Origin of the sequence: Gallibacter sp. Marseille-QA0791 (assembly GCF_965119705.1) — a bacterium.
Taxonomy (GTDB): domain Bacteria; phylum Bacillota; class Clostridia; order Peptostreptococcales; family Anaerovoracaceae; genus Lentihominibacter; species Lentihominibacter excrementipullorum.
Map to the genome: position 1 here is coordinate 1,642,126 of NZ_CBCPMH010000001.1, position 26,921 is coordinate 1,669,046.

The following is a 26,921-nucleotide window of genomic DNA, read 5'->3' on the forward strand; positions in this document are numbered from 1 at the left end:
ATCGTGACCTCTTTTTACAAAATTTATACACGTACTTTACAATTGTAAATAAAACAGAAGCTCAGGTCACGTTTTTTCAGCTAATTTTACATAAAATTTACATCAGCTTTACACGATCGGTGCAGCCGCCCTGGCGGAGCATATACGATGAAATGAAAAACAGTGGTCAGATATAAAAAAGACAGGGACTTATCCCTGTCTCGAAAGTATAGCTCGTTTCATCTCCTCCGCATCGGTAATGGTGTTGGTCCTGCGCCTGAGAGCCGCGGCGCCTCTCATCCCCTTTACATACCATCCGATGTGTTTTCTGATCTCCCGTACGGCAACACGCTCGCCTTTGTTGGCCACCAGCAATTGGAAATGCTCCATAAGCATGGCTATCCGTTCCTCTTCTGTTGGAGGCGGCGGAGCCTCTCCCCATTCCCATATGGCCGCTGCTTCTCTGAATATCCACGGATAGCCTAAAGCGCCCCGCGCTATCATGACGCCATCGCATCCGGTCCTGTCCATCATATCGACGGCCGCCTGTCCGCTTGTAACATCTCCGTTGCCGATGACCGGTATGGAAACATATTTCTTCACCCTGGCGATCACATCCCAGTTGGCGCTTCCCTCGTAATACTGCTCCCGCGTCCTGCCATGGACTGTCACAGCGGCTGCTCCGGCAGCTTCCACCGCTTTGGCTGTCTCCACCGCCGTATCGCTCCCCCGTTCAAAACCCATCCTTATCTTGGCCGTCACCGGTTTGCCTGCATCCTTCACCATGGCAGTGACCACATCGTAGAGCAGATCCAACCGCTTCAACAGAGCCGAGCCTTCCCCGTTCTTCACTATCTTCGGTACAGGACATCCCACATTCAGGTCGATAATGACATTTCTCTCATCACGCAGTTCCCTGGCCGCGAAAGCCATGATCTCAGGATCACTGCCGAAGAGCTGGAATCCTACCGGTCCTTCATCTTCTCCTATGGACAGCAGATCCCTGCTCTTCCTGTCTCCGTACCAGAGGCCTTTAGCACTGACCATTTCCGTATAGACTAAAGAAGCCCCCTGCTGCGCGCATAGGCTTCTCATAGCTTTATCTGTTATCCCTGCCAGCGGCGCCAGAAAAAACGGTGTCTTCGGAGAAAAATCCCCTATCCTAAAAAGCGTCTTCACCGTATCCCTGTCCTTCCTTATCCGCTTTATAATCCGCTTTCCTGTTCTTGCGGTTCTTCTCGTATATCAGCTCCAGACCCTCCAGCGTGAGCATCTTGTCCACGTAATCTATACAGTCTATGCCTGAATCTATCATAGTGGCCAGTCCGCCTGTAGCGATGACTTTCACTTCTGCCGACTCGTCGCCGCTGTACTCCTGAAGCTCTTTCTTCATCTTCTTGACTATGTAATCCACCATTCCCATATGACCATATACGAGACCGGACTGCATACTGTTTATTGTATTTCTGCATATGACGCGCCCGGGTACTTCCAGTTCCACCTTGGGAAGCTTGGCCGTCTTCTCGAAAAGAGCCTCTGATGATATCTTGAGACCGGGAGCTATGGTACCTCCCAGATATTCGGCCTTTTCGGAAATAGCGCAGAAGGTCGTAGCTGTTCCGAAATCTATTATGATGAGGGGACCGCCGTATTTGGCATGAGCCGCCACAGCGTTGACTATCCTGTCAGAACCCACTTGCTTCGGATTATCGTATTTCACTACGATGCCGGTCTTGATGCCGGCGCCTATGACGATAGCCTTTCTATTGAAATATTTGAGAGAAAGATGCTGCAATGTGTAAAGCACAGACGGAACGACTGTTGAGATTATCACATCCCTGACATCTTTCATGTTCAGGCCCTCATACTTGAAAAGCGCTCCGATTATCATTCCGTATTCATCGGCGCTCTTGTTGTTGTCCGTTTCAAGTCTCCAGTTGGTTATCATCTTGCCATCTTTAAATACTCCCAATACTATATTGGTATTTCCAACATCGAATGCCAGTAGCATGGTGTTCTCCTTTGCTCTGTTATATATTTTGCGTCGCATAAATAGAGACGGGTTTTGACCGCCTCTATTGTATCATAAATCAGTTCCCGGACAAACATTTTTATTTTACAGTTATCAGGACATCTCCGGCGTTTACGGCTGCTCCCTTGACAACCGCTACTGATGCTACGGTTCCCGACATGGTGGCCGTGATCTCATTTTCCATCTTCATGGCCTCAAGGATGACTACCACGTCGCCACTGCTGACCTGCTGGCCCTCCGTCACCTTCACATCCAGCACAGTACCCGGCATAGGTGCCGAAACCGCGCTCTCGCCATCGCCGACTTGTATCTTCGTTGCCGTCGCGGCAGCAGCCTCAGACGCTCCGGCTGTTCCGGCAGCCGGCTCAGAGACTGCCGCAGGAGCAGTGGCAGGAGCTGTCTGCGGCGAGGCTGCTGCCTGTGAAACAGCTTCTGCCTGCGCGCCGCGCACTTCTTCCACCTCCACCTGATAGGTCTTCCCGTTTACTGTTATATTATACTTCTTCATATGTCCCGCTTCCTCCCGATATCATGATAACAACTAAAATTTCCTGCTTTCTATCTGCTCTGCCTTTGCCGCAGCTGACCAAGGTGTATTTCCACCTGCAAGCCGCTTTATCTTTCTGACTACAAGTCTTCCTGCGTCACCTCCGCCATATGCCGCCACAGCCGCAGATATCACAGCGATCAGCTCTTCATCGTCCAGCTGATCTTCGTCGGCCACGTTCTTCTCTTCCGTCGCCGTTTCTTCCGCGATCCCCATATCCGGGATATCCTCTCTTTCGCAGACATTCACAGGATCTGTATTATCCGGCGCTTCGTCTGGCGCCTCATCCAGCTCTCCGTCATATACCTCGTTGTCATATCCCGCTGCCCGGCGCCTTCTGGCCGACTTCGCGATATTCTCGCCTGCCAGCATGATGAGCCATATTATGGCTATCACGCAGACAGCTATGCCCAGTCCTGTGAGCAGTGACAGAAGCAGAGACGATCCCGACAGCTTTTCAATAAAACCCATCGTACCACCTCCTAAAGCGGTATATTGCCGTGTTTCTTCGACGGCAGCGACTCCCGCTTGGTGCTCAGCATATCGAAAGCGCTGATTATCCTCTGTCTCGTCGTAGCAGGCTCTATCACGTCATCGACATATCCCAATCCTGCCGCGATGTACGGATTATTGAATTTTTCCTCGTACTCCGCTATTTTCTCAGCTTTAAGCGCTTCCGGATCCTCAGCTTCCCTGATCTCCTTCTTGACCGACGAAATAATATTCACCGCACCGGAGGCTCCCATTACCGCAATCTGCGCCGTAGGCCAGGCCAACACCAGATCTGCCCCCAGTTCCTTGTTGCACATCCCTATGTAAGCTCCGCCATAGGCCTTCCTCAGGATGACCGTCACCTTCGGCACCGTCGCTTCACAATAAGCGTACAGCATCTTCGCTCCGTGGCGTATTATCCCTCCGTACTCCTGCCCTGTCCCCGGCAGGAACCCCGGCACGTCTTCTATAGTCAGCAATGGTATGTTGAAGGCATCACATCGTCTGATGAATCTGGCCGCCTTGTCGGAAGCGTCTATATCCAGGCATCCGGCTCCGAAATTCGGCTGATTGGCTATCACCCCTACCGTCGCACCGTCCAGCCTGATGAAGCAGGTTATTATATTCTTCGCGTAATGCGGCATCACATCATATATCCTGCCGTCATCGGCCAGCTTCACTATCACGTCATACATATTGTAAGCCTTGTTCGGATTGTCCGGTATGATATCATTCAATTCCGGTATCAGCCTGTTGATATCATCCGCGCAATCGTACACCGGCGGATTTTCCATGTTATTGGACGGCATATAGCTGAGAAGCTCTCTGACCATCAACAGCGTCTCCTCATCGTCCTTCCCCACGAAGTGTGCCACTCCGCTGACAGTGTTATGAGTCATGGCACCGCCCAGTTGTTCAGCCGTCACCGATTCTCCTGTTACGGTCTTGATGACCTCCGGTCCGGTGATGAACATCTGACTCGTCTTATCCACCATAAACACGAAATCCGTTATGGCAGGCGAGTACACTGCCCCTCCCGCGCACGGCCCCATGATCACCGAGATCTGTGGTATCACGCCCGACGATATGGTATTGTTTCTGAATATCTTTCCGAAACCTGAGAGGGCTGCCACCCCTTCCTCTACTCTCGCTCCGCCGGAATCCTGAAGACCTACTACAGGAGCCCCCATCTTCAGAGCCATCTCCTGCACCTTGACGATCTTCTCGGCATGGTACTCTCCCAGGGAACCTCCACTGACAGTAAAATCCTGAGCAAAGGCAAATACCAGTCTTCCATCCACCTGCCCGTATCCCGTGACCACGCCGTCTCCCGGCAGTTCCTTCTTATCCATTCCGAAATTGCTGCATCTGTGTTTCACGAAGGTATCCATCTCAACGAAGCTGTCTTCGTCGAAAAGGATGGCAAGTCTCTCTCTGGCAGTCAGTTTTCCCTTGTCGTGCTGTGCCTTTATCCTCTTTTCTCCTCCGCCCTGCGCGAGCTTTTCCTTCATCTCACGGAGCTGATCCAGCTTATTCATCTATGTTTTCCTCCTTAAAATCCCCACTCTGATACTCGTCCCGCTAAAACGTGACAGAGAAACAAGCGCCTTCCGGGTGCTTTCCCACATCCCTCAGGCGCGTCGTATCTTTGTTGAATCCTAACCTCTGAACTTCTTGTGGAGAGGATATTTATCGGTAAGCTCCTTGACGATGGCCCTGGCCGTAGCCATGGCAGCTTTGTCTTCAGGGTTGTCGATGACCAGCGCTATGGCCTCTACCGTCTTCGCCACATCGTCTTCCTTGAATCCTCTCGTAGTCATGGCAGGCGTGCCCAGCCTGAGTCCACTGGTCACGAACGGGCTCTGCGGATCATTAGGTATAGCGTTCTTATTAGTCGTTATATTGGCCTCATCCAGCAGGTTCTCCGCCAGCTTGCCTGTTATGTTCTTGTTGACCAGCTTGACCAGCACCAGATGATTGTCTGTGCCTCCCGACACCAGATCGAATCCCTTATCCTCCAGAGCCCTGGCCAGCGCCTGCGCGTTGGCGATGACCTGCTTCTGGTATTCCTTGAATTCAGGCTCCATAGCCTCCTTGAAGCACACAGCCTTGGCTGCGATTATGTGCATCAGAGGGCCGCCCTGAGTTCCGGGGAATATAGCCTTGTCTATGGCCTTGGCATATTTCTCTTTGCAAAGGATGAGACCGCCCCTCGGGCCTCTAAGTGTCTTGTGAGTCGTACTGGTCACTATATCGGCGTATTCCATTGGATTAGGATGAAGACCTGCTGCCACCAGTCCGGCGATATGAGCCATATCCACCATCAGGATCGCGCCCACCTCATCGGCTATCTCCCGGAATTTATCTGCATATATGGTCCTGGGATAAGCTGATGCTCCTGCTACGATGAGCTTCGGCTTATGCTTGAGCGCCAGCTCTCTTACATTATCGAAATCTATCATCTCCGTCTCCGGGTCCAGCCCGTAAGACACGAAATTATACAGCTTTCCTGAGATGTTTACCGGAGAACCGTGGGAAAGATGGCCTCCATTGGATAGATCCATGCCCATGACAGTATCTCCCGGTTCCAGCACAGCCTGGTATACAGCTGTATTGGCATTGGCTCCACAGTGAGGCTGTACGTTGGCATGGTCAGCGCCGAATATCTTTTTGGCTCTTTCGATGGCCATCGTCTCCACCTCATCAACGAATTCACAGCCTCCGTAATATCTCTTCCCGGGATATCCTTCAGCGTATTTATTGGTCAGAGCGCTTCCCGCAGCCTCCATGATCTCGTAGTTGACAAAATTCTCTGACGCGATCATCTCGATCTTCGTTTCCTGCCTGTTTATCTCCCTCTTTATCGCTGCCGTTATTTCCGGATCCGCTTTCTCAAGATAATTAAAATACATTTCCCTCTCCTATTCTTCCTTGATTTCTGTGTTTCGTGTATGTCAAAGGTCTGAAGCTCTTCAGCTCACGACCCTTTCCAGCCGCTTCAGCGCCAGAGCCATGGTAAGCCCCGGAATGACTCTGTTGCCGGTTATCTCCACTCCCAGCATTTCATTTATCTTCTTCAGCCTGTACTGCACCGTATTGGTATGTATCCCCATGAACTCAGCTGTTTTCCCACTGTTCATCCCGGCATCCAGTACGAATGTCTCCAGCGTTTCCAACAGCTGCCGGCCTTTATTCTCTCCCGCCTCTTTGAACGGCTCAAGGAGTTCCATGTAGTTCTTTTTGACGAAACCTCCCTGTATCTGTATGTTTATACAATTGCTGACGAGAGTCAGCTCATATTTAGTGAAAACTCTCTTGTACGGAAACACGCTCTGTACGAAGGACCAGCTTTCGCTTATAAGTCTGTATGCGTCTCCCGCCCCTTCGATGCCATTGAGTCCTGTCACATGGAATATCCTGGCCTTCTTATTTCCCTTGAGCTTGTTGAAAAGCTGTACGCAGCTGTTTTTCAGCGTAGGGTTCACCTTTTCGTCTTCAAAGGTCAGGATCATGCCATACGTCTCATCTCCTTCGGTCACCTTCATGACGTTCAGGTCCTCTTCCTTCTCAAACTCGGCAAATATGTGGTTCTCTACTTCCGTGCTTATCCCTTTTGAAAAGAACACGCTCAGTATATCGTCGCCGCTTATCTTGGCCTCGTCCTTGAGTGTATACGCCAGACTCTTATTGCCCCTTATCAGTGCCTTTATGAACTCGGCCTTGGCGTCCCTCTCCGGCGTATATTTCCACATTCCCATGGCCAGCTCTATTATCTCAGCCAGTTTGGTTATCTCTCCCGCCGTATATGAGTCTTCATTGTCCACGATGAACATGTAGTATTTCTCACTGTTTATGGTCACCGGACCCCAGTAGGTCAATACGCCATTGACATCTATCATTGTATAGGACTTGGAGTTGCTTTCCACGTTCCGTTCCTTGCCCAGCTTTATGGCGTCGGATATGGTGGCCTTGTGTCTTGTCTCTACCGTCAGTATGGGATTGAAATCCTCACTGAGTATTATCAGCTGGAAATCATTGTTTATGGCGGCCTCTCTGACTGCCGACTGAAAATTGCTGTGTTTCTCGAAGTTCAACAGATGGAATACCGTGTTGCTTATAAGGCTGTTACGGAAATTATCGCCATATAATACTTTATCCATGACTTCCGTTATAGCCCTCATGTATCCTGTCCCCTCTGGCATGAGGATAAGGGGCAGCATCTCACGATCCGCTGTATCCACCACTTTTTCATCCAGCTTTTTCACGACCTTCCCTACGTGATACACAGCCAGTGCCGCGCATCCCCGGGCAGCGATGTCATGTATCAGCTCGCACTGTTTCTTCACATCATCTCTGATACCCAGGAATCCCGTAAGGAGTATCTCAGTCTTCTCCGTGCCATCCAGCTCCAGATCCTCGGTATTACACGCATCCAATACTGAGATAGTCTTCACATCATTGGAAAGATTCAGTTTTCCCGCGATCACTTCGGCGCCTTTGAAGGCGTCCAGCTCAAGGCAGTCCGCAACCGTGACTCTCATTATCCTTCCCTCTTTTCTTCATCAGCGCGTTCTTCTTCGCCTGCTTCCGCACCGGTATCCTCTGTCCCGCCATCCCCGGCATCATCGTCTTCGGCATTGAGGTAGTCCGTATCGTATACCGCCAGCTCCTCTTCGCTAGGCATGTCATCGTCTTCATAGCTGTCGTCGTAGATATCACCGTCTTCGACAGACCTTCCCTCCATGTCCTCGTCTTCAGGCGACAGCTTATCGTCCTTCGACAATTTAGCGTCCAGCGGTTCGGCAGTCTTATCCTTGTCGTTGTATATCATGATAGCAGGGCCGCCTTTATCGGTCTTGGTCTGCTCCTGCATCTCTCTTGCCGCTTCTTCCAGCCTTCTGCGCTCCCTCTCAGCTTCCCGCTTTCTCATCCTTGCAGACTGCTCGGCTTCTTTTCTGTCCAGCTCACGCCGCTTCTCCATCTCCTTCTTCAGCTCTTCAGCCAGTTCCTTAGGAGTCAGTACGCCATCGTAAAGCTTGACAAACTGATCGTGATCGAGAGTCTCGACTTCAAGCAGTCCTTCCGCCACAGCCGTCAGCTGCTCCATATGCTCCTTCAGTATAGCTCTGGCCGCGTCGTAAGCTTCCTCTATGATGGACTTCACTTCCTCGTCTATCTCCGAAGCCGTCTCCTCCGAGTAGTTCTGTCTGGTGGAAAAATCCTTGCCCAGGAACACCTCGTCTGACGAGCTGTAATTTACAGGTCCCAGCTTCTCGCTGAATCCGTACTTGGTGACCATCTCCTTGGCGATATCGGTAGCTCTCTGTATATCATTGCTTGCTCCCGTACTGATATCGTCCAGGGTCAGCATCTCGGCCACACGGCCTCCCAGCAGATGTATTATCTGCTCCCGCATGGTCTCCTTGGTTCCGTAGTATTTATCCTCCTTAGGCAGTATCATCGTGAATCCGCCGGCCCTTCCTCTAGGGATTATGGTTATCTGATGAACAGGATCCGTCTTAGGCAGTACATGAGCCACCACGGCATGTCCTGCTTCGTGATACGCCGTCAGCTTTCGCTCTTCCTCGCTTATGACTCTGCTCTTCTTTTCCGGTCCGGCTATGACCTTGGTTATGGCCTCCTCTATCTCTTCCATCCTGATCTTCATGCCGTTTCTTCTGGCTGCCAGCAGAGCCGCCTCGTTGAGCATGTTCTCGATGTCCGCAGGCGAGAATCCCGGAGTCCTCCTTGCCAGCACCTTCGGGTCCACGCTCTTGTCGAGAGGCTTATTCCTGGAATGTATCCTGAAGATCTCCTCTCTTCCCACGATATCAGGTATACCTATCACTATCTGTCTGTCGAAACGTCCCGGTCTCAGCAACGCCGGATCCAGCACGTCAGGCCTGTTGGTGGCCGCCAGGATTATTATCCCCGCGTTATCAGCGAATCCGTCCATTTCCACCAGCAGCTGGTTGAGGGTCTGTTCTCTCTCGTCGTGACCGCCGCCCAGGCCGGCTCCTCTCTTTCGCCCCACCGCGTCTATTTCGTCTATGAACACGATACACGGCGCATTTTTCTTCGCCTGTTCGAACAAATCCCTGACTCTGGACGCACCAACACCGACAAACATTTCCACGAAATCGGAACCGCTTATGGTGAAAAACGGCACGCCGGCTTCTCCCGCCGTCGCTCTCGAGATATACGTCTTACCTGTTCCCGGAGGGCCCACCAGCAGTATGCCCTTAGGTATCCTGGCTCCCAGGCTGTTATATTTGGCCGGATGGCGCAGGAAATCGACGATCTCCTCCAGTTCTTCCTTTTCCTCCTTGAGGCCGGCTACATCCTTGAAGGTTATCTTCTTGAGGTCGCTGTCCTTCTGCAGCTTGGCTCTGCTCTTTCCAAAGGACATGGCTTTGCCGCCTCCGCCGCTCTGGTTCATTATCAATATGAAGAACACCACCATGATGCCTATCATTATCAATGTCGGCAGCAGGCTTATCCAGATGGATTCCTGATGAGGTTCATCGCTTTCCAGGTTCAGTTCTCCTTCATTCACCTGAGGCATGATATACTGCTCATATATGAAGCTGAGATCGACTGAGCTGTTGACATAGGCGTAGACCGTCTCTCCTGATTTCAGCTCAGCTGTCAGCTTGGTCTCGGTCACGTTGATGGTCCTGACTTCGTTTTCCTGCAGGTACTCTATCATCTTGGAGGTCCTTATCTCCTCCTGTTCTTCATCCGTACCGCTGTTATAGAACCATACCATCGCTAACACAAGTCCGAATATGACTACATAGATTCCGATGTTTTTAGCTTTTTTCAAGTTCTCGTTCCTCCCGGTATTGTTTCATCTATCTTTTTTGTGAATATATACAAATTTATCATGTAATTTTATCATGTAAACCATCTGCCTTCAATAAGAAGCACGCTCTTTTTTATGTAAATTCACACAAATTTCAATTTATCAGGTGCTTTTGGAAAATATGACCTGCCCTCTGGCCACTTCCAGCCTGTACCCTCGCGGGAACTCCACTACCTTGGGAGCCTGTTTCTTTCCGATGATGGCATCTGCCGCCTTGAGCCGTTCCTCGGAGATATCGCTGTCCAGCCCGATCTCTCCGAAAGCCTTCATGACCAGCCTGTGCCTTATGGCCCCATGGGCCTGACTGAGTTTTTCTCTGTCCATCACGATGGCATCCCGGTATCCCGGCTTTTCCCCAGTCTTCCGCTCCGCCATATCAGTGTAAGCTCTTTCTACAGCCTGCCATATATACTCCTTGTCTTCGGCAGCTATACGCCCCAGACGCAGCAGAACCCCCTGTATGTTCTCATTGTAGTTTTCCTCCAGGAATGGCAGCAGTTCCAGCCGTATCCTGTTCCTGGCGTAGACAGCTTCATTGTTGGTATGATCCGTTACCGGCTCCAACCCGTGATCGGCGCAATAACGCTCTATGGACTTCCTGTCTACATCCAGCAACGGTCTTATGACGTCGAAGCCTCTTTCATCCCGTTTGTAGGCTATACCTGCCAGTCCGTCCGTCCCTGTCCCCCGCAGCAGTCTGAACAGGATAGTCTCCGCCTGATCTCCTGCGTTATGAGCCACTGCTATTTTAACCGATCTGCGGGCCGCCCATTCATCTTCTCCCTGGGCCATCAGCTGACTGACGATATCCTCGGCCGTCTCGCGGAAAGCGTCGTATCTGGCTATCCGCCCGGCTTCTTCTCCGGTCACTGAAAGTTCCCGCGCCATAGCGGCGCAATCTACCGTGAAGGTTCTGCACTCCACGCCCATGCGATCACACAGGTCCTCTGTATATCGCTGATCCCGTTCCGCTTCACCTGGCCTGAATTTATGGTTGAGATGGACCGGATGGATCGTTATCTCCATCTGCGACCGCAGGCTCATCAGCACATGAAAAAGGCATACCGAGTCGGGACCGCCTGACAGTCCCAGTACGATATGCTGATTTTTCTCTATTAGATCATGTTCTCTTATGGTTTTTCCCACTTGCTGGATCAACATCTTATCGCTTTAACCGCAGCCTTTTCGACAGCGCTCCGTTTCTGAAATATACATTTATATTGTATCACGGATGAAAGCCACAGGCTACAACATTTACGCTATTTATGCCATTACCAGCCTGTCCATGCGCCGTCTTTCTCACGAAAGTCTGGCCACCAGCACCGTCAGGTCATCCCGCTCCTTTCCGATGTAACTGTCAGCCGCCCGATTCAGTATCAAATCGCTCATGGTCCGTGTATCTGTCGAACGGACCCCGGCAGCCGTTTCCTTGAGCATGCTGAGGAACACATCGCTCCTGCCGCTGCCTCCTGCAACGCCTCCGTCGCTTACTCCGTCTGACATCATTATTATCCAATCGTCCTTTTTCAACACGGTCTCCACGTACCTGACCTTAAGTCCATTGACGATCCCCAGAGGGACTGCCGACAGCTTCACTTCTTCCACCTTGTCCTTGCGCCGGATCAGCGTCGGAGCAGCTCCTATCTTGTAAAACTTGGTTTTCCCTGTACATTTATCCACTATAGCCAGGTCTACAGTGGCATAGGAATCCTCATCCTCCTTCATCAGCATCACGGCGTTGACCATCTTTAGAGTCAGGTCTGTCGTCACACCGGATCTCAGCAGCGAAATTATAGTCTTGGTAACCATCAGGCTTTCTGCCGCCGCTTTCTTTCCCTTTCCCATCCCGTCGCTGACTATCATAGCCACTTTCCCATCACCGATATCCTGCCATCCACAGCAATCTCCATTTATGTCTCCCGCCGCCGCACACTGCGCCACCGATATGTCCACCTCAAATTTTTCATGGCTTCTTGAGCCGGCGAGCCTTGCGCTTCCGCTTATCCTGCGCCTGATATCCTCCATTATCTGCCTCGTCACATCGAATTGTCCTGCTACCACTGACCGGCTGTCCAGATATGTGGAATACAGCTCCGACAGATCTTCCATATCCTCGGCCCGCGCCTTCAGCAGTTTGGCAGCCTTCGTCCCGGCTTCTGCCTTTTCCGGCTTTTCCTTCCCGGCATATGTCGCTATGAACTTTTCCAGCTTTCCGCCAAATTTCCAATTCACAGCCAGAAACGACGCCCCTGATAAAAGCAGACAGTAGTTATCAGCTCCCAGCACCACTCCGCTCTCGGCCATGCCCAGAGCCCAGCAAGTGAATATCAGCACGGCTGCCGGAACGAACCCGCCCTTCTTTCCCGCCAGAGCCGCGGTCGCGACACCTATGACGGCCGTAGCCATTAATCCCCACTGTCCCTGGCCCGTCACTCCTGTCCAGATGCCTCCTATCGCCACCGTCAGAAAGGCTGTACCCGGATCCAGGTAGGCCAGCGCTGCCATAGCCAGGAACAACACCACAGGCCAGGACAAAAACGACAGACCCAGACCGTTGAGCAGCAGAAGACTCACGGATACCAACGAGGCGGCACGCAGTTCTCCGGCGGTGTAAACGGCAGTGCGGGATGAAGCGCGGAATGCCTGTCCTCGTCTTCCGGCCGTCCTCCCAGAACGCACGCTGACTCCGCCTTTTTCCTCCCACAGCGTATCGAACACGAAGACGAAGACGAATATCAGCAATCCGTACAACAGCAGCTCTTTCACGCTCATCTCATAAACCGCCGCCGTCACCAATCTGCTGACGCTCGTACAGATTATCCCCGCGCTGGCCGAGATGGCTGCCGTCTGCCACGTTTCCAGCTTTATCCTGCCCGATACCGCAAAGAGGATCCCACACAGGATGACGGCTGCCAGGTCTCCCCATGGCTCGTATCCTCTCCGAAAATAAGGCAGGATGCCAGCGGCAGCCGGTATCACCAACCATATATCCAGCCGTTTTCTCCTCACCATGTATGCCACGAAGGCTACGGCTGCCGGAAAGTATCCGTCGAGGAAAACCCCGCGACTTATGAGCCACGCGAAAATCATCAGCGCTGCCACCCGGACAGCCTTTATCTTCGACAAATTAAATGCGCTTGCTTTGGTGGTGTGTTCCATCATAATAAAAATCTCCATTCCCAATACAAGCGCATTATACAGCCTGTCCGCCATCGAAATTTGTCAAAACCTCTGCGAACATGATATTTATTTATTTTTATGGCGCGGCAGATCCCGGGCGCCTGCCGCTTTGCCGTCAGTCTCGTATCCCGTAGAACCTCATGGCGTTGGCTTTGGTGGCAGCAGCCACTTTTTCCAAGCTGATACCCTTTATCTCAGCCACTTTGGCCGCGGTGTATTCCACCATGGACGGATCATTCTTCTTCCCGCGGAACGGTTCCGACGTCAGATATGGCGAATCGGTCTCCACCAGCAGGAAATCCAGCGGTATCTCGTCGACCACCGCTACTGTCTTCCTGTTGTTCTTATACGTGACCGGCCCAGCGATGGAAAGTGTCGCTCCCAGCTTCACATACTGTTTCCCCAGCTCCGCACTCCCGGAGAAGCAGTGGAGAAGCACCCTGGCATCATCGCACCATCCGTCTTGGCTATCCTTGCTCCCGGCTTTGTCGGCCGTCTTGCTTCCGGCCTTTCCTACGTACCCTGTGGTGTCCGGTCTTCCGGGGAACCAGCTTTTTCTCTCCTCCGAAAAAGCCCCTTCCTCCTTCAATATGTCCATCACTTCCTGATCAGCTTCTCTGGAATGTATAACTATTGGCATCTTCAACTGGTTTGCCAGCTGTATCTGCTTTCTGAACCATTCCCTCTGCACGTCTCTCGGCGAATTATCGTAATGAAAGTCCAGTCCGATCTCTCCGATAGCCATCACCTTATCCTTTTTAGCCAGCCCTCTTATCATAGCCAGCTGCATATCGTCCATATCCTTCGTATCATGAGGATGACAACCTACGGCCGCATAGCACCACGGGTACTTTGCCGCATGGTCTACTGCCATCTTAGAGCTTTCCAAATCGAAACCTATATCCATGACGCAGTCCAGCATTCCATCTGCGATGGCTGCTTCAACTGCCTTTATCATGACCGTCCTGGCCTGGTCGGACATCTCGTTGTTCAAATGGGCATGTGAATCAAATAGCATCGCTTCCACCTCTTTTCGTTGATTTCCTAAATTATATCATACCTCCAGGCTGGCGGCTATCCTGGAAACCGCACCTACATCCATGGCCCCTTCATTGTCGTCGCACGTTATCATCAGGTTGGCTCCCGGCAAGATCCCGTTGTAGTAATAGAGCTCCAGCTTGCCGAAGGCGGCATTCCTGTATATTTCATCGCCCAGCATCCCCATATGCTCCCAGTAGACCACCGTTCCATTCTTTAAATATATGGTAAAATCCGGATAGCGTATCGTCTCGTTTCCGTTTTTATCAAAGAGATGGAGAGCTTCTTCGTATCTGAAATCCAGCTCGTACCCGCGGAGTATTTCAGCTATCAGCGCCTCGGATTTGGAGCGAACCATGAGTCCGAAAGTTGTTCTGTGTATCATGCCTTCCCGTCTGTAGCCGTTTGCCGCGATTCCGGCAGTTGGCACCTTTTTATCGGCTTCCGGCTGATATGCTTTCCCCAGCTTCGCAAATATATCCTTCGGCGAATACCTGCGATACTTCTTGAGCATGGCCTCCTGCGCCTTTACATTTTCCTGTAGTATCTTTATCGCTTCTTCCGCATATCGCCTGTCTTTGAGCGCCGCGACCAGTTGGGCATTATCGACACTTATATACTCCTGCCGCTTTCCTCCTGGCCTCATCTTGTAATAATATGTCTTTCCCGATATTCTCTTGGATGTCAGCCTCCCTGCCGGCAATTCCTCCAGCTGTCTGCGGTAAATATCCATGAGCTTCTTTTCAGCCTTTATATCACGCCTTGTGGCTCCTTCATAATCCATATCGCCCCTCCTTTTACATTATTTTACATTAAACGGGGCGATATGTCAATTTTTTCCTTTAGCTTTTGAATTTTTCTGCTCTCTTTCTCCATTTCCCGTATAGCCCGACTCCGCCATTTCGATGATTTTTCCCTTATTTTTATACAGATTTCATGTACCAACGGTACAAAACAGTATAAAAACAACGGGTTTTCGCGGAATTCTTTATACGGCAAAACTTCAAATCTTTCCAATTAAGTATAGGCCGCTGCCCTGCGCGCCGGATAAAACATGTGTCCCGATGTGTCCCACCGTCAACCTACGAAAAAAGCGCCGCACGAGGCAGCGCTCAGTATCATCATATCACGTATCACGTCACAGGATTGCCGTCTTCGGCTGTAGTGGTGACGAATTCGATTCGCTCCTTGCCGTCGACAACGTTATCGGCAAAGAGTATCATTCCCTTCGACTCCAGGCCGCGCAGCTTGCGAGGCTTCAGATTGGCCACTACGACAACTTTCTTGCCGACGCACTCTTCCGGCTTGAAGTAGGCCGCGACTCCGGAGATTATCTGACGGGTCTCCGTGCCCATCTTTACCTGGAACACCAGCAGCTTGTCAGCTTTCGGGTGTTTTTCGGCAGAGATGATTGTCCCTACCCGAAAATCCATCTTATCAAAGTCGTCGTATTCTATCTCAGGCTTGAGCTCCAGCGGGATATTGGCTTCCTCACCGCCGCCCTGCATGGCTTCCAGCTCTTCCAGCTCCTTATCGATATCCAGCCTAGGGAAGATAGGATCGCCCTTCTTCACCTGTTCACCCTGCATCATTTCAAAGGTGTAGGCATCCTCCCATTCCACGTCCGCATACCACAGACCCAATTGTTTTCTTATCTTATCGGATGTGGTGTGCATGAATGGATGTATCAGCACCGATATTATCCTTATGGTCTCTGCCAGATTGTGGAGCACGTTATCCAGCCTAGGCTTCTGTGCTTCATCCTTGGCCAGGACCCACGGCATAGTCTCATCTATATACTTGTTGGCGCGACGCACGACTACCCAGATGCTCTCAAGCGCCATATTGAAAGCGAACTTATCCATCTCCGCTTCCACCTTATCGGCAGCTCCGACAGCCACGGCCTTCAGGTCTTCATCTACAGCGTCCACAGCATCTGTCAGGTCAGGAACGATGCCGCCGTTGTACTTTTCTATCATGGAGACCGTCCTGGAAACCAGGTTCCCCAGGTCGTTGGCCAGATCGTAATTCATCCTCTTGAGCATCACTTCATTTGTAAAGACTCCATCCTGTCCGAAGGTGTACTCCCTCAGCAGGAAATACTTGAGGGCATCTATGCCGTACCTGTCTATCAGCTTCACAGGATCCACCACGTTGCCTTTGGACTTGGACATCTTGCCGCCTTCCAGCAGCAGCCAGCCGTGACCCAGCACCTGCTTAGGCAGCGGCAGGCCCGCGCTCATCAGCATTGCCGGCCATATTATGGTATGGAACCTTACGATCTCCTTACCTACCAGATGAACGTCCACAGGCCAGTACTTCTCGTAAAGCTCCGGTTCATCGGGCCACCCGAGGGCAGTGATATAGTTGGAAAGAGCGTCCAGCCATACATACATCACGTGTTTCTCGTTGATCGGGACAGGGATGCCCCAGTCGAAGGTGGATCTGGAAATGCACAGATCCTCCAGCCCCTGCTTTATGAAGGAAATCATCTCGTTTCTCCTGGTGTCAGGCTTCAGGAAATCCGGGTTGTTTTCCAATAAGTCCAGCAGCTGGTCCTGATATTTTGACAATTTAAAGAAATAGGCTTCTTCCTTGGCCTTCTGTACCGGTCTTCCGCAGTCAGGACACTTGCCATCCACCAGCTGGCTCTCCGTCCAGAAGGACTCGCAAGGCGTGCAATAAAGGCCTTCGTATTCACCCTTATAGATATCGCCATTCTCATAGATCTTCATGAAAAGCTGCTGCACGCGCTTGACATGTCTTGGTTCTGTCGTTCTGATAAAATCATCGTAAGAAATCTCCATGGTCTTCCACAGATCCTTGATCCCGGCCACAACCTTGTCCACATACTCCTGAGGCTTCATACCTTCCTTTTCTGCTATAGTCTGTATCTTCTGCCCATGCTCGTCAGTTCCCGTGAGGAACCTGACATCATAGCCGGAAAGTCTCTTGAACCTGGCCATGGCATCCGCCATCACAGTACAATAAGTGTGCCCTATATGAAGATTGGAACTTGGGTAATAAATAGGGGTGGTAATGTAATATGTGCCTTTATCTTTCGCCATTTTCTTCTATCATTCCTTTCATCTTATCTCGGAAGCTTCACTTCCGTATATCTTATTATGAGGTCTACTATATCCTCTATCTCAACATATCCACTGTCCATGGAAAGATGGTAATTGACAGGTTCGCCCCACTTCTGCCCCGTATGATAGGCATAGTAGTTAGCTCTCGTCTTGTCAGTATCCTTCATCATCTTCTTCACCATGTCAGCAGGTACGCCATATTCCTGGACGGCTCGCTTTATCTTGTCAGCTTCTTCCGCATATATGAATACATTGGTAGCCTCAGGCATACCTCTCAGTATGTAGTCAGCGCACCTTCCCACGATAACGCAAGAACCTTCCTCGGCGATCTTCTTGATAGTGTCGAACTGAGCAAGGAAGAAGCGCTCATTCAGGGAAAGGCTCTCAGGTCCGGCCTCGGCTGTCCCGAGAGCGGAGATCAGGCTGTAGAGAAAGCTGTTCTTCGCTTTCTTTTCCGCGTCCTCCATCATCTCCCTGCAAAATCCCGATTCTTCCGCGATCCTGTCCAGCAGCTCCTTGTCATAGTAAGGAACATCTAATTTTTCCGCAAGACGCTTTCCTATCAGTCTTCCGCCGCTTCCGAACTCACGGCTTATGGTTATTATTCTCTTGTCGCTCATACAGCTACCTCCCTCAGGTCACTATGGGCAGCAGCACTTCGCAAGTCTGCCGCAGCATGCTCCGACAGCGTCCCGCGTCGGCGAGGCTGTCTTTGATTAATTGTGTTCATTATATCACAATTTATATACGTTTGTAACAGAATTCATGTTTTTCAAGCATCTGCCGTCTATTCCCATTTCACAAACCTCTAACGAAACTTTTACTCGTCCATGGTATAAGCCGGTCATTGACCTCTCTTATAATTATTAATGAAATCAGAAAACAATGCCGGGCCTGCCCCTTCGGGCGGCTGGCTTCACATAGATGAGACGTTTTTGATTCAACACGAGGAGAGGAGATATGAAGAAGATACTGAGCGCTGTCATCGCCATGCTCATAATGATAGGAACGGCTATGCCGGTCCTTGCGGCCGAGGACAGCGGGGAAAATGGAGGATCCGCCGAAAGTAACGGGTCCGGATCCGTGATAATAAATCAGATCTACGGCGGATCAAACGATGGTGCCGCCAGCCACAGCTTCATCGAGCTTTACAACAAGAGCGACGAAGCTGTAGACATGAAGGGCTGGACCATCCAATACAGATCCAGCGCAGATGGAAACCATGACGATAAATGGTATTCCCTGGAGCTCACCGGCTCCATAGAGGCAGGCGGATATTATCTGGTGCGATGCGGTGCTGTCGACACGCCTGGATCTGCCGATTACCAGGTCCCTGCCGGTGACCAGGAATGGGATATCCAGCTCCATAACAAAGGGCTGTCGGTGGTTCTGATGAGCGATGACACTTCCCTTGACGATAGATTCACAGGCGATGTTATGGCACAGGATTTTGTAAAACCTGCCAGCTACGTGGATCTGGCGGCAGTGCAGGGCAACGACGGTGAAGAAACGCAGACTCCTCCCGCCTGGGAAGGCAGCTACTCAGCTCTACAGTCCAAGAAAAAGGCTGTCCGCAGAGTGGATTTCGCCGATACTGATAACAATGAAACGGACTTCAAAGCCATCGACTACAGCGAGGCCGTATCGGCAGATATGGGACCTCACTCCGGCTCCGGCACTTCAGGTGAAGGAGAAGGCGGCGAAGGAGGCCAGGATCCCGAAGCACCGGCCTATACTCCAGCAGAAACATCCAGCACCAAGTATACCGGATTTTTCAACGACACTGCGTCGCTGAAGCTGGAGCTGACAGCCAGATATAATTCGGGAGCCTCCAGTGCTGACGGTGGATCTGCCGAGATTTCAGCCTACAACAGCTATAACGGGATCGTATATTCCGTAAACGGCGTAAAAGGAACACTGGACTATTTTTCCATACAGACCATTGACGGCGGCGACGCTGTGAAGGAGCTGCTTGGCGAAGAAATCGACGTGGCAGAGCTCATCGCCGATAAAGACAACAACTTCACCTACGGAGACATGACCTCAGTAGCAGTTTCCCCTGACGGAACGTTGTTGGCTGTAGCTCTTCAGGACGCAGACTATACGAGATCCGGACGAGTGGCCGTATTCAACTGCTCGGAGAACGGCGGGCTCACGCTGGTGGGTATGGCTGAGACAGGCGTACAGCCTGACATGGTGACCTTCAACGATGACGGTTCTCTCATCCTGACAGCCAACGAGGGTGAACCCAGAGAAGGATACATCAGCCCGGCAGTGGACCCGGCCGGCAGCGTCACCATCATCACTGCAGCCGAAAGCCAGGAAGGTCTTTCAGCGCAAACCATCAGCTTCGAAAGCTTTGATGGCGAACGCGAACAACTGATCAGCGACGGCATCGTGATAAAGAAGAATACCGATCCTTCTGTAGATCTGGAGCCCGAGTACATCACGGTCTCCGGAAGCATGGCCTACGTGACGCTCCAGGAAGCTAACGCCATCGCCACGCTGGATCTGGACTCCGGAAAATTCACCGGGATATACAGCGCAGGCTTCGAGGACTTTTCCGAGGTCACGGTAGATCTGGATGACAGCGATAAAGCCTACAGCCCCGAGCATTACGACAATGTGAAAGGGCTCAGGATGCCCGACGGCATCAGCAGCTGTGTGATAGACGGCGAGACCTATCTGATAACAGCCAACGAGGGAGACAGCAGAGAATGGGAGCAGGCCGACGGCAGCACATACGAAAATGAAGAAAAGCAAGCCCTGCGTTCCACCAATGATAAAACGGCTGAGGATGTCAGAGTTCTGGATACGAACGATTACGACGGCCTCAACATCAGCGGCGGGACCATTTACACCTTCGGCAGCAGGTCCTTCACCATGTTCAAGGTGACTGCAGACGGACTGGAAGAAGTGTTCGACAGCGGCAGCGATTTTGAGGAAAAAACCGCTGCGGCCCTGGCAGACTACTTCAACTGCTCCAATGACAACACCGATATCGACGACAGGTCAGCAAAGAAGGGGCCGGAGCCTGAAGCCGTTACTGTCGGCACCGTTGGAAGCAGGACTTACGCCTTCATCGGACTGGAAAGGATAGGCGGCATCATGGTCTACGATATCACCGACCCGTCCGACGTGACCTTCGACAACTACATCAACAGCCGTGACTTCTCGGGAGACATCAAGGACGATGTATCGCCTGAAGGACTGTGTTTCATAAGCTCCAACAGCAGAAGCTCGTCGATCCCGCTGCTGCTGTCATCCAACGAAGTCTCCGGAACGGTCAGTGTGATGGCGCTCACCTCCGGCGGCGGACAGACCATCACCGATCCTTCCGATGTTCCGGGCGGCAATGACAGCAACGACACCGCCGACGATCCAACGTCAGCCGACTCATCCTCAGCCGGGACCGCTCCGGAAACGGGCGACGATTCCCACCTGACATTCTGGCTGGTTCTCGTACTGGTATCCGGCAGCATAATCGCCGCAGCAGCGGCCTTCAAAGTGAAATCAATCTCCTCTAAGTAGGGATTGATGATATAAACTCCCATATTTTTTCAGCAGAAATGCGACAGTTTTACAGCTGTCGCATTTTTGTATGCGATACGACGTGGTAATGCTGCTGTAGTGACGGGGTTGGCAGCTTGAGCGTTGACAGCCCGGCGATTTGCCCTTCAGCAGCCCAATGATTTATACTGCATGTTGAATTTTAAAAGTCCTTCCGTATAACGGATTATCTATAATCGCCTCAAAACCCCATTACTTTTATACGGTTTTCTTTACTTGACAACTAATCAGGTCTAAAAACCTCGAAAAAATCAGCTTCACTTTATACGGAAAATCCATAAGATCATTCGAAGGCGTATAAAGCTAATGGTAATTATTGGTTTTTACCGTCGCTAAACTCAAACGACTCCCTCAAAGAAAAATGCACCAATGAACATGTTATGATTTTATTCATTGATGCATATTATTTTTTGCTCTTTGTACTTTTTCTACCTTCGGTTTATAGTGCCGATATCGCTCCTGTACTGCATCCCTTCGAAACGGATACGCTTTATGTTATCGTAGGCCTTGGCTCTTGCTTCCTCGTGGGTCTTGCCAAGGGCGGTAACGCCCAGCACCCTTCCTCCGGAGGTGACCGTCGCCATGTGCGGCTCTCCCGAGCAGCCCGGCTTGCCCGATCCGGCGCATCCCAGCTCTGCGGTATTCTTTTTGGCTGTTCCGGCATGGAACACGATGACATCATCATCCACCTTGTCCAGGCCACCTATGACCTTGTTCTTCTCGTAGCTTCCCGGGTATCCGCCCGATGCCGCCACAACGCATACGGCCTTGTCGTCCTTCCAGCGGATGTCCACATCCGCCAGCCTGTTTTCCGTGACTGCCAGAAAGATGTCCAGCAGATCGCTTTCCAGTCGAGGCAGTACCGACTGAGTTTCAGGGTCGCCGAACCTGTTATTGAACTCGATGACCTTAGGGTCGTCATCCGATATCATCAGGCCGATGAACAACACGCCTTTGAAATCCAGGCCATCCTCCTGGAATCCTTTGAGAGTCGGTTCCAGTATCTGCTCCCTTATCTGCTTTTCCAGCTCCGGCGTGAACACCAGACTAGGGGAATATGTACCCATCCCGCCCGTATTAGGACCCTTGTCGCCGTCAAAGACACGCTTATAGTCCTGAGCCGATTCCATAGGGACGATGGAATTCTCATCGACGAAGCAGAGCATGGACGCTTCGATACCTGTAAGGAATTCCTCTACTACTACCTTATCGCCGGCGGAACCGAAGACCTTCTGCCCCATCATCTCCTCAATGGCAGCTTTGGCGTCAGCTTCGTTCTCCGCTATCACCACACCTTTTCCGGCTGCCAGGCCGTCGGCTTTGAGGACCATGGGATATCCATAGATGCCTGCCGCATCCAGCAGCTCCTCCTTATCGGTAAACTCCTTGTAGCCGGCAGTAGGGATGTCGTGTCTGCCGAGGAAAGCTTTGGTAAATGACTTGCTGGCCTCCAGCTGAGAGCACTTCCTGTTGGGGCCGAACACCTTTATTCCCCGGCTTTCCAGCTCATCGGTGATACCCATGGCCAGCGGCACTTCCGGTCCTATGACCGCCAGATCTATGGCCTTCTCTGCTGCGAGAGCGCATATGCCTTCTATATCCTCGGCACCCACGTTCACACATTCCGCCACCTGCTCTATACCGGCGTTGCCGGGAGCGCAGTACAGCTTATCCACCTTAGGGCTCTGGGCCAGCTTCCAGCATATGGCATGCTCCCTGCCGCCGCCGCCTACGACTAATACTTTCATTTCTTTGAACCTCCAAAAAATAGTTGAAAAAAAATAGATATGTGATATACTCAATTTAGAAAGAGATTGCCGGGGAAGCGGCAGTCCCTCTGGTTAAATGAATAACCGTCTTGGTGATTGCGTGGCGGTTATTTTTTTTGTGCTTTCGATGTAACTTATCAGTATCGTGACGATAATCCCGAGGACCATCAACACGACAGACAGCAATTCAAAATCACTCATAATATCAGTCCTCCTTTCAATGATTTCCCACTGGGATCTTCATGTACTTGGAGGGACCGGCCCCTCCTGAGAGGGACTACCGCCTTTTCGCTCCTGGCAATCTCATGCCCATGATAGCATATCACAGGCACATTTTCAACCATTTATTTACATTAATGTTTTTATTTTACTTATCACTGATGATCGTTATCATGCCTATCAGTGATGGAACAGTCTCATTCCGGAGAAGTACATGACGATGCCGTACTCGTCGCAGGACTGGATGACGATATCATCTCTCACAGAGCCGCCCGGCTGAGCTATGTACCTGACACCACTGCGGTAAGCACGCTGGACATTGTCGCTGAACGGGAAGAACGCGTCGGAGCCGAGAGCTACGCCGTCCATCTTGTCGAGCCAGGCTCTCTTTTCCTCTCTCGTCAACGGTTCAGGTCTTTCGGTGAAGAACTGCTGCCACTGTCCATCGGCCAGCACATCCATATAATCATCGCCGATGTACACATCGATAGCGTTATCTCTGTTAGGCTTGCCGATATCATCTCTGAAAGGCAGATCCAGCACCTTCGGATACTGTCTCAGGAACCAGTTATCAGCCTTCTGTCCGGCCAGTCTGGTGCAGTGGATACGGGACTGCTGGCCCGCTCCTATCCCAATGGCCTGTCCGCCCTTGGCGTAGCAGACCGAGTTGGACTGAGTATACTTGAGAGTTATCAATGCTATTATCAGATCACGTCTGGCCTCCTCGGTGATATCCTTGTTCTTCGTCACGATCTCCCCAAGGAATTTCTCATCTATCGGCATCTCGTTCCTGCCCTGTTCGAAAGTCACTCCAAATATCTGCTTCCTCTCTACCGGATCAGGTCTGTAGCTTGGATCTATCTTTATGACATTGTAATTGCCTTTCTTCTTGGACTTGAGTATTTCCAGCGCTTCCGGTTCATATCCCGGCGCGATGATGCCATCGGACACTTCATGCTTTATTATCCTTGCAGTCGGCACGTCGCACACGTCAGAAAGAGAGATGAAATCTCCGAAGGAAGACATCCTGTCAGCGCCTCTGGCTCTGGCATAAGCGCAGGCCAGCGGTGACATATCCTCCTGATCCTCGACCCAGTATATCTTCTTCTCCACATCGCTGAGAGGCAATCCCACAGCTGCGCCCGCCGGTGAAACGTGCTTGAATGAAGTGGCCGCAGGAAGACCTGTGGCTTCCTTCAGCTCCTTCACCAGCTGCCAGCCATTAAAGGCATCCATGAAGTTGATATATCCGGGCTTACCGTTGAGCACTTCGATAGGCAGCTCGCCCTTTTCCATGAAAATGCGCGACGGTTTCTGATTAGGATTGCATCCGTATTTTAATTCGAGTTCTTTCATTTTTCCTCCTTTATATGCTCGACGAAGTCGAACATCAATGTCCCCGCCAGGGGGCCTACTTGTTCTTATTGACGATACGTGTCTCGTACTCTCCCGTCTCTATATCTATATATCTGACGAACAGCGACACCTTGTTGTCCTCATTCAGACTGTTCCACACAGCGTCGGTAAACTGATCAATGTCTCCTGATATCTCTACTCTGGCAGGTTCACCTTCGTAGCTTGGAAGCGGATTTCCGTCACCTGTATATGTATGGACAAAACGGCCTTCACCCGCAGGACATCCATCATAAGCAAAAGTGTTCCTTATGCAGTATTCCGGGTCACCGTCGCCGCTCTTGAGGATGGACACAGCAAAATCGAATCCTCCCTCCATGACGTTGATGATACCTGATATCCTCGGTGTGTAATTAGGCTCATCCGGTTCGAACTTCCTGGTCCTCAGAGCTTCCTCAAAAGTCTTCCCCTGTCCCATCAGCTCATATACTGTGTCGGTCTGGTCGCCGTTGGTTACGATAGTAGTATTTTCCAGCACCTTCACCGGCGCATAGATTATCAGACTCGGATCGCTCAGTTTGGAAACGTCGAAGGCTTCCGTCCTTATGCCCTCGCCCTCTTCCACGAAGACCCGGTTGCGGCTGTTGACGCTGCGGCCCATGATGAAATAGGCTGTCACAGCGTGCTTTCCATCGGCGGATCTGCCGATCATTATGCCCCGCCCCGGATATGTGTTCTTTTCAAGCAATGCTGTAAATGGCGTTCTTTCCATCTTTTACTCCCTTCCATCCCAACAATATGTGCAAAGTTTACATTTGTCCACGCCGATAGCCTCTACTGTATCCTCCAGGTTCTGGAACCTGAGACTGTCGAACTTCAACCTCTTTCTTATCTCGTCGACCATAGCGGCATGCTTTTCAGTGCTGCCGTCGGCATATTCCTTCAGCAGCTCCGGCGTGATATCATCAGCTTCTATTCCCTCCAGATCCCTGATGACCCTCCTGGTTATCAGCTCCAGATCGCTGACAGATCTGGAAAAGTTGAGGAACTTGCAGCCGTACATGATAGGCGGACATGCTGATCTGACATGGATCTCCTTGGCCCCATTCTCGATAAGGTAGCTTACCGTCTGAGAAAGCTGAGTGCCTCTTACGATGGAATCGTCTATCAGGACGAATTTCTTATCCTTTATTATCTGAAAAACAGGCACGAGCTTCATCTTGGCGATCCTGTCTCTTGCTTTCTGATTCTGCGGCATAAAGCTTCTCGGCCATGTAGGCGTATACTTTATCAGCGGTCTGGAATACGGAGTCCTGGACTGGTTGGCATATCCCAGCGCATGGGCCGTACCGCTGTCAGGCACTCCAGCCACGTAATCCACATCCAGATCGCCGTCCCTCTGAGCCAGCAATTCGCCGTTGCGGTTCCTCATCAGCTCCACATTCCGTCCTTCGTAGATGGATGTGGTGTAACCGAAATAAGTCCACAGGAACGCGCATATCTTCATTTCTTTCTGAGGATCGGCCACCGTCTTCTCGCCATCAGCTGTGATGAAAGCCACTTCAGCCGGGCCCAGCTCTCTCTTATATCTATATCCCACGTTTATGAATGCGAAGGATTCGGATGCCGCGCAATAAGCGCCGTCCTTTTCTCCGATTATCAGCGGCGTCCTTCCATACTTATCTCTGGCCGCGTAAAGACCGTCCTCGGTCAATATCAGCATAGTCATGGAACCGTCTATTTTAGACTGAGCTATCTTGATGCCGTCCACGATATCCTTGCCTGTGGATACCAACGCCGCCACCAATTCAGTATTATTGATACCGCCTCCACTCATTGACATGAATTGTCCTGCTCTGTCCTTCAGCAGCTCAGCCACCAGCTCCTCTTTGTTGTTGATACGCCCCACGGTAGTGATGGCATAATCTCCCTGTCTGCTCCTGACTGTCAGAGGCTGCGGATCTCCATCACTGATGGAACCGATACCCATCTTTCCGCTCATCTCCTCCAGATCCTCTTCGAACTTGCTCCTGAAGGGCGAATTCTCTATGTTATGTATGGAGCGATTGAAGCCGTCCTCCTGAAGCACGCACATCCCGCCGTTCTTCGTTCCCAGATGAGAATGATAGTCTGTTCCGAAGAACAGATCCATCACACAGTCCTGTCTGGAAACAAACCCTATTACTCCTCCCATTATTTCCCTCCTTTTTTCAAGTTATCTACAGCTCTTTCCAATCCCCTCGCCAGTATCTCATGCTCCGTCTCCAATACTCTGGCCGCCAGCGTCTCCGGCGTATCGCCGTCCAGCACCGGCACTTTTTCCTGAAGGATGATCGCTCCCGTGTCGACGCCCTCGTCCACGTAATGGACCGTAGCGCCGCTTTCCTTTTCGCCGGCCTCGATGACCGCTTTATGGACTCTCATTCCATAAAACCCCTTCCCGCAGTATTTAGGGATGAGAGATGGATGTATATTGATTATCCTGTCTCTGTATTCCGCTATTATCTCAGGGGAGAGCACTCTCATATATCCCGCCAGAACTACTATCTCCGCGCCGGAAGCTTTCAGCTCCTTCAGCACCTCCTGCTGTTCTCTGGCTACGGCAGTGGTGATACCGGCCTTTTCCGCCCGTGTCAGGGCAAAAGCGTCTTCCCTGCTGGAGATGACTCTGACGATCTCCACGTCATCCAGCTGACCATCTGCCACTTTATCTATCAGTGCCTGCAGATTAGTCCCGCCGCCCGATACCAGGACTGCTACCTTCGTCTTTTCACTCATGCCATCCACC

General features: G+C 51.3%; 19 protein-coding genes and 1 pseudogene. 1 reads left to right on the forward strand and 19 read right to left on the reverse strand.

The features are described from left to right. Positions 1-189 precede the first annotated feature (189 nt). The 14 genes and pseudogenes from dusB to ACQY69_RS07710 form a co-directional block, all read right to left on the reverse strand. Positions 190-1,158, reverse strand: coding sequence for a tRNA dihydrouridine synthase DusB (gene dusB / locus ACQY69_RS07645; protein ID WP_428259939.1), 969 nt, complete (start codon positions 1,156-1,158; stop codon positions 190-192). Continuing rightward, positions 1,142-1,990: a type III pantothenate kinase gene (locus ACQY69_RS07650; protein ID WP_428259940.1), complete on the reverse strand. Its 849-nt coding sequence runs from the start codon at positions 1,988-1,990 to the stop codon at positions 1,142-1,144. Before ACQY69_RS07650 ends, dusB begins: the two co-directional genes overlap by 17 nt. A gap of 100 nt (positions 1,991-2,090) precedes the next feature. After that, a complete protein-coding gene (locus ACQY69_RS07655; RefSeq protein ID WP_428259941.1) occupies positions 2,091-2,519 on the reverse strand; it encodes a biotin/lipoyl-containing protein in 429 nt (142 codons plus the stop codon). Between the two features lie 33 nt (positions 2,520-2,552). Then, positions 2,553-3,029: a hypothetical protein gene (locus tag ACQY69_RS07660; RefSeq protein ID WP_428259942.1), complete on the reverse strand. Its 477-nt coding sequence runs from the start codon at positions 3,027-3,029 to the stop codon at positions 2,553-2,555. Between the two features lie 11 nt (positions 3,030-3,040). Continuing rightward, positions 3,041-4,588, reverse strand: coding sequence for an acyl-CoA carboxylase subunit beta (locus tag ACQY69_RS07665; RefSeq protein ID WP_428259943.1), 1,548 nt, complete (start codon positions 4,586-4,588; stop codon positions 3,041-3,043). 120 nt (positions 4,589-4,708) lie between these two features. Beyond that, on the reverse strand, positions 4,709-5,962 hold the full coding sequence (gene glyA, locus ACQY69_RS07670) for a serine hydroxymethyltransferase (RefSeq protein WP_428259944.1): 1,254 nt from the start codon (positions 5,960-5,962) through the stop codon (positions 4,709-4,711). A gap of 60 nt (positions 5,963-6,022) precedes the next feature. Further along, positions 6,023-7,591 (reverse strand): PucR family transcriptional regulator, encoded by a 1,569-nt coding sequence (locus ACQY69_RS07675; RefSeq protein ID WP_428259945.1) that lies wholly within the window; start codon positions 7,589-7,591, stop codon positions 6,023-6,025. 485 nt (positions 7,592-8,076) lie between these two features. After that, positions 8,077-9,876 (reverse strand): annotated as a pseudogene (gene ftsH / locus ACQY69_RS07680) (ATP-dependent zinc metalloprotease FtsH); the annotation flags it as partial. Positions 9,877-10,017: 141 nt separating this feature from the next. Continuing rightward, positions 10,018-11,061, reverse strand: a complete 1,044-nt coding sequence (gene tilS, locus ACQY69_RS07685; protein ID WP_428259946.1) for a tRNA lysidine(34) synthetase TilS — start codon at positions 11,059-11,061, stop codon at positions 10,018-10,020. Between the two features lie 153 nt (positions 11,062-11,214). After that, positions 11,215-13,077, reverse strand: a complete 1,863-nt coding sequence (locus ACQY69_RS07690; RefSeq protein WP_428259947.1) for a SpoIIE family protein phosphatase — start codon at positions 13,075-13,077, stop codon at positions 11,215-11,217. A gap of 133 nt (positions 13,078-13,210) precedes the next feature. Beyond that, complete coding sequence (locus ACQY69_RS07695; RefSeq protein WP_428259948.1) at positions 13,211-14,113, reverse strand: TatD family hydrolase; 903 nt, start codon at positions 14,111-14,113, stop codon at positions 13,211-13,213. A gap of 36 nt (positions 14,114-14,149) precedes the next feature. Beyond that, a complete protein-coding gene (locus tag ACQY69_RS07700; RefSeq protein WP_428259949.1) occupies positions 14,150-14,917 on the reverse strand; it encodes a hypothetical protein in 768 nt (255 codons plus the stop codon). Positions 14,918-15,266: 349 nt separating this feature from the next. Further along, on the reverse strand, positions 15,267-17,201 hold the full coding sequence (metG, locus tag ACQY69_RS07705) for a methionine--tRNA ligase (protein WP_428259950.1): 1,935 nt from the start codon (positions 17,199-17,201) through the stop codon (positions 15,267-15,269). Positions 17,202-17,224: 23 nt separating this feature from the next. Next, the gene (locus ACQY69_RS07710) at positions 17,225-17,842 is read right to left on the reverse strand and encodes an AAA family ATPase (RefSeq protein WP_428259951.1); all 618 of its coding nucleotides are present in this window, start codon (positions 17,840-17,842) and stop codon (positions 17,225-17,227) included. A gap of 340 nt (positions 17,843-18,182) precedes the next feature. On the opposite strand from ACQY69_RS07710, the gene ACQY69_RS07715 reads away from it, so the two are divergent. After that, positions 18,183-20,753, forward strand: coding sequence for a choice-of-anchor I family protein (locus ACQY69_RS07715; protein WP_428259952.1), 2,571 nt, complete (start codon positions 18,183-18,185; stop codon positions 20,751-20,753). Between the two features lie 467 nt (positions 20,754-21,220). Here the strand turns inward: ACQY69_RS07715 and purD are convergent, their stop codons facing one another. The 5 genes from purD to purN form a co-directional block, all read right to left on the reverse strand. After that, positions 21,221-22,540: a phosphoribosylamine--glycine ligase gene (gene purD, locus ACQY69_RS07720; protein WP_428259953.1), complete on the reverse strand. Its 1,320-nt coding sequence runs from the start codon at positions 22,538-22,540 to the stop codon at positions 21,221-21,223. A gap of 420 nt (positions 22,541-22,960) precedes the next feature. Continuing rightward, positions 22,961-24,136 (reverse strand): phosphoribosylaminoimidazolecarboxamide formyltransferase, encoded by a 1,176-nt coding sequence (locus ACQY69_RS07725; protein WP_428259954.1) that lies wholly within the window; start codon positions 24,134-24,136, stop codon positions 22,961-22,963. Positions 24,137-24,191: 55 nt separating this feature from the next. After that, positions 24,192-24,905, reverse strand: coding sequence for an IMP cyclohydrolase (locus ACQY69_RS07730; RefSeq protein ID WP_428259955.1), 714 nt, complete (start codon positions 24,903-24,905; stop codon positions 24,192-24,194). A gap of 3 nt (positions 24,906-24,908) precedes the next feature. After that, positions 24,909-26,327: an amidophosphoribosyltransferase gene (locus tag ACQY69_RS07735; protein ID WP_428259956.1), complete on the reverse strand. Its 1,419-nt coding sequence runs from the start codon at positions 26,325-26,327 to the stop codon at positions 24,909-24,911. Continuing rightward, positions 26,327-26,911, reverse strand: a complete 585-nt coding sequence (gene purN / locus ACQY69_RS07740) for a phosphoribosylglycinamide formyltransferase (protein WP_428259957.1) — start codon at positions 26,909-26,911, stop codon at positions 26,327-26,329. Before purN ends, ACQY69_RS07735 begins: the two co-directional genes overlap by 1 nt. Positions 26,912-26,921: the final 10 nt, after the last annotated feature.

What these genes read in the sequence shown, in the direction of transcription:
- ACQY69_RS07650 (WP_428259940.1), bottom strand. Translation starts at nt 1,990, where the DNA reads ATGCTACTGGCATTCGATGTTGGAAATACCAATATAGTATTGGGAGTA.
- ACQY69_RS07655 (WP_428259941.1), bottom strand. Translation starts at nt 2,519, where the DNA reads ATGAAGAAGTATAATATAACAGTAAACGGGAAGACCTATCAGGTGGAG.
- ACQY69_RS07660 (WP_428259942.1), bottom strand. Translation starts at nt 3,029, where the DNA reads ATGGGTTTTATTGAAAAGCTGTCGGGATCGTCTCTGCTTCTGTCACTG.
- ACQY69_RS07665 (WP_428259943.1), bottom strand. Translation starts at nt 4,588, where the DNA reads ATGAATAAGCTGGATCAGCTCCGTGAGATGAAGGAAAAGCTCGCGCAG.
- glyA (WP_428259944.1), bottom strand. Translation starts at nt 5,962, where the DNA reads ATGTATTTTAATTATCTTGAGAAAGCGGATCCGGAAATAACGGCAGCG.
- ACQY69_RS07675 (WP_428259945.1), bottom strand. Translation starts at nt 7,591, where the DNA reads ATGAGAGTCACGGTTGCGGACTGCCTTGAGCTGGACGCCTTCAAAGGC.
- ACQY69_RS07690 (WP_428259947.1), bottom strand. Translation starts at nt 13,077, where the DNA reads ATGATGGAACACACCACCAAAGCAAGCGCATTTAATTTGTCGAAGATA.
- ACQY69_RS07695 (WP_428259948.1), bottom strand. Translation starts at nt 14,113, where the DNA reads ATGCTATTTGATTCACATGCCCATTTGAACAACGAGATGTCCGACCAG.
- ACQY69_RS07700 (WP_428259949.1), bottom strand. Translation starts at nt 14,917, where the DNA reads ATGGATTATGAAGGAGCCACAAGGCGTGATATAAAGGCTGAAAAGAAG.
- metG (WP_428259950.1), bottom strand. Translation starts at nt 17,201, where the DNA reads ATGGCGAAAGATAAAGGCACATATTACATTACCACCCCTATTTATTAC.
- ACQY69_RS07710 (WP_428259951.1), bottom strand. Translation starts at nt 17,842, where the DNA reads ATGAGCGACAAGAGAATAATAACCATAAGCCGTGAGTTCGGAAGCGGC.
- ACQY69_RS07715 (WP_428259952.1), top strand. Translation starts at nt 18,183, where the DNA reads ATGAAGAAGATACTGAGCGCTGTCATCGCCATGCTCATAATGATAGGA.
- purD (WP_428259953.1), bottom strand. Translation starts at nt 22,540, where the DNA reads ATGAAAGTATTAGTCGTAGGCGGCGGCGGCAGGGAGCATGCCATATGC.
- ACQY69_RS07725 (WP_428259954.1), bottom strand. Translation starts at nt 24,136, where the DNA reads ATGAAAGAACTCGAATTAAAATACGGATGCAATCCTAATCAGAAACCG.
- ACQY69_RS07730 (WP_428259955.1), bottom strand. Translation starts at nt 24,905, where the DNA reads ATGGAAAGAACGCCATTTACAGCATTGCTTGAAAAGAACACATATCCG.
- ACQY69_RS07735 (WP_428259956.1), bottom strand. Translation starts at nt 26,327, where the DNA reads ATGGGAGGAGTAATAGGGTTTGTTTCCAGACAGGACTGTGTGATGGAT.
- purN (WP_428259957.1), bottom strand. Translation starts at nt 26,911, where the DNA reads ATGAGTGAAAAGACGAAGGTAGCAGTCCTGGTATCGGGCGGCGGGACT.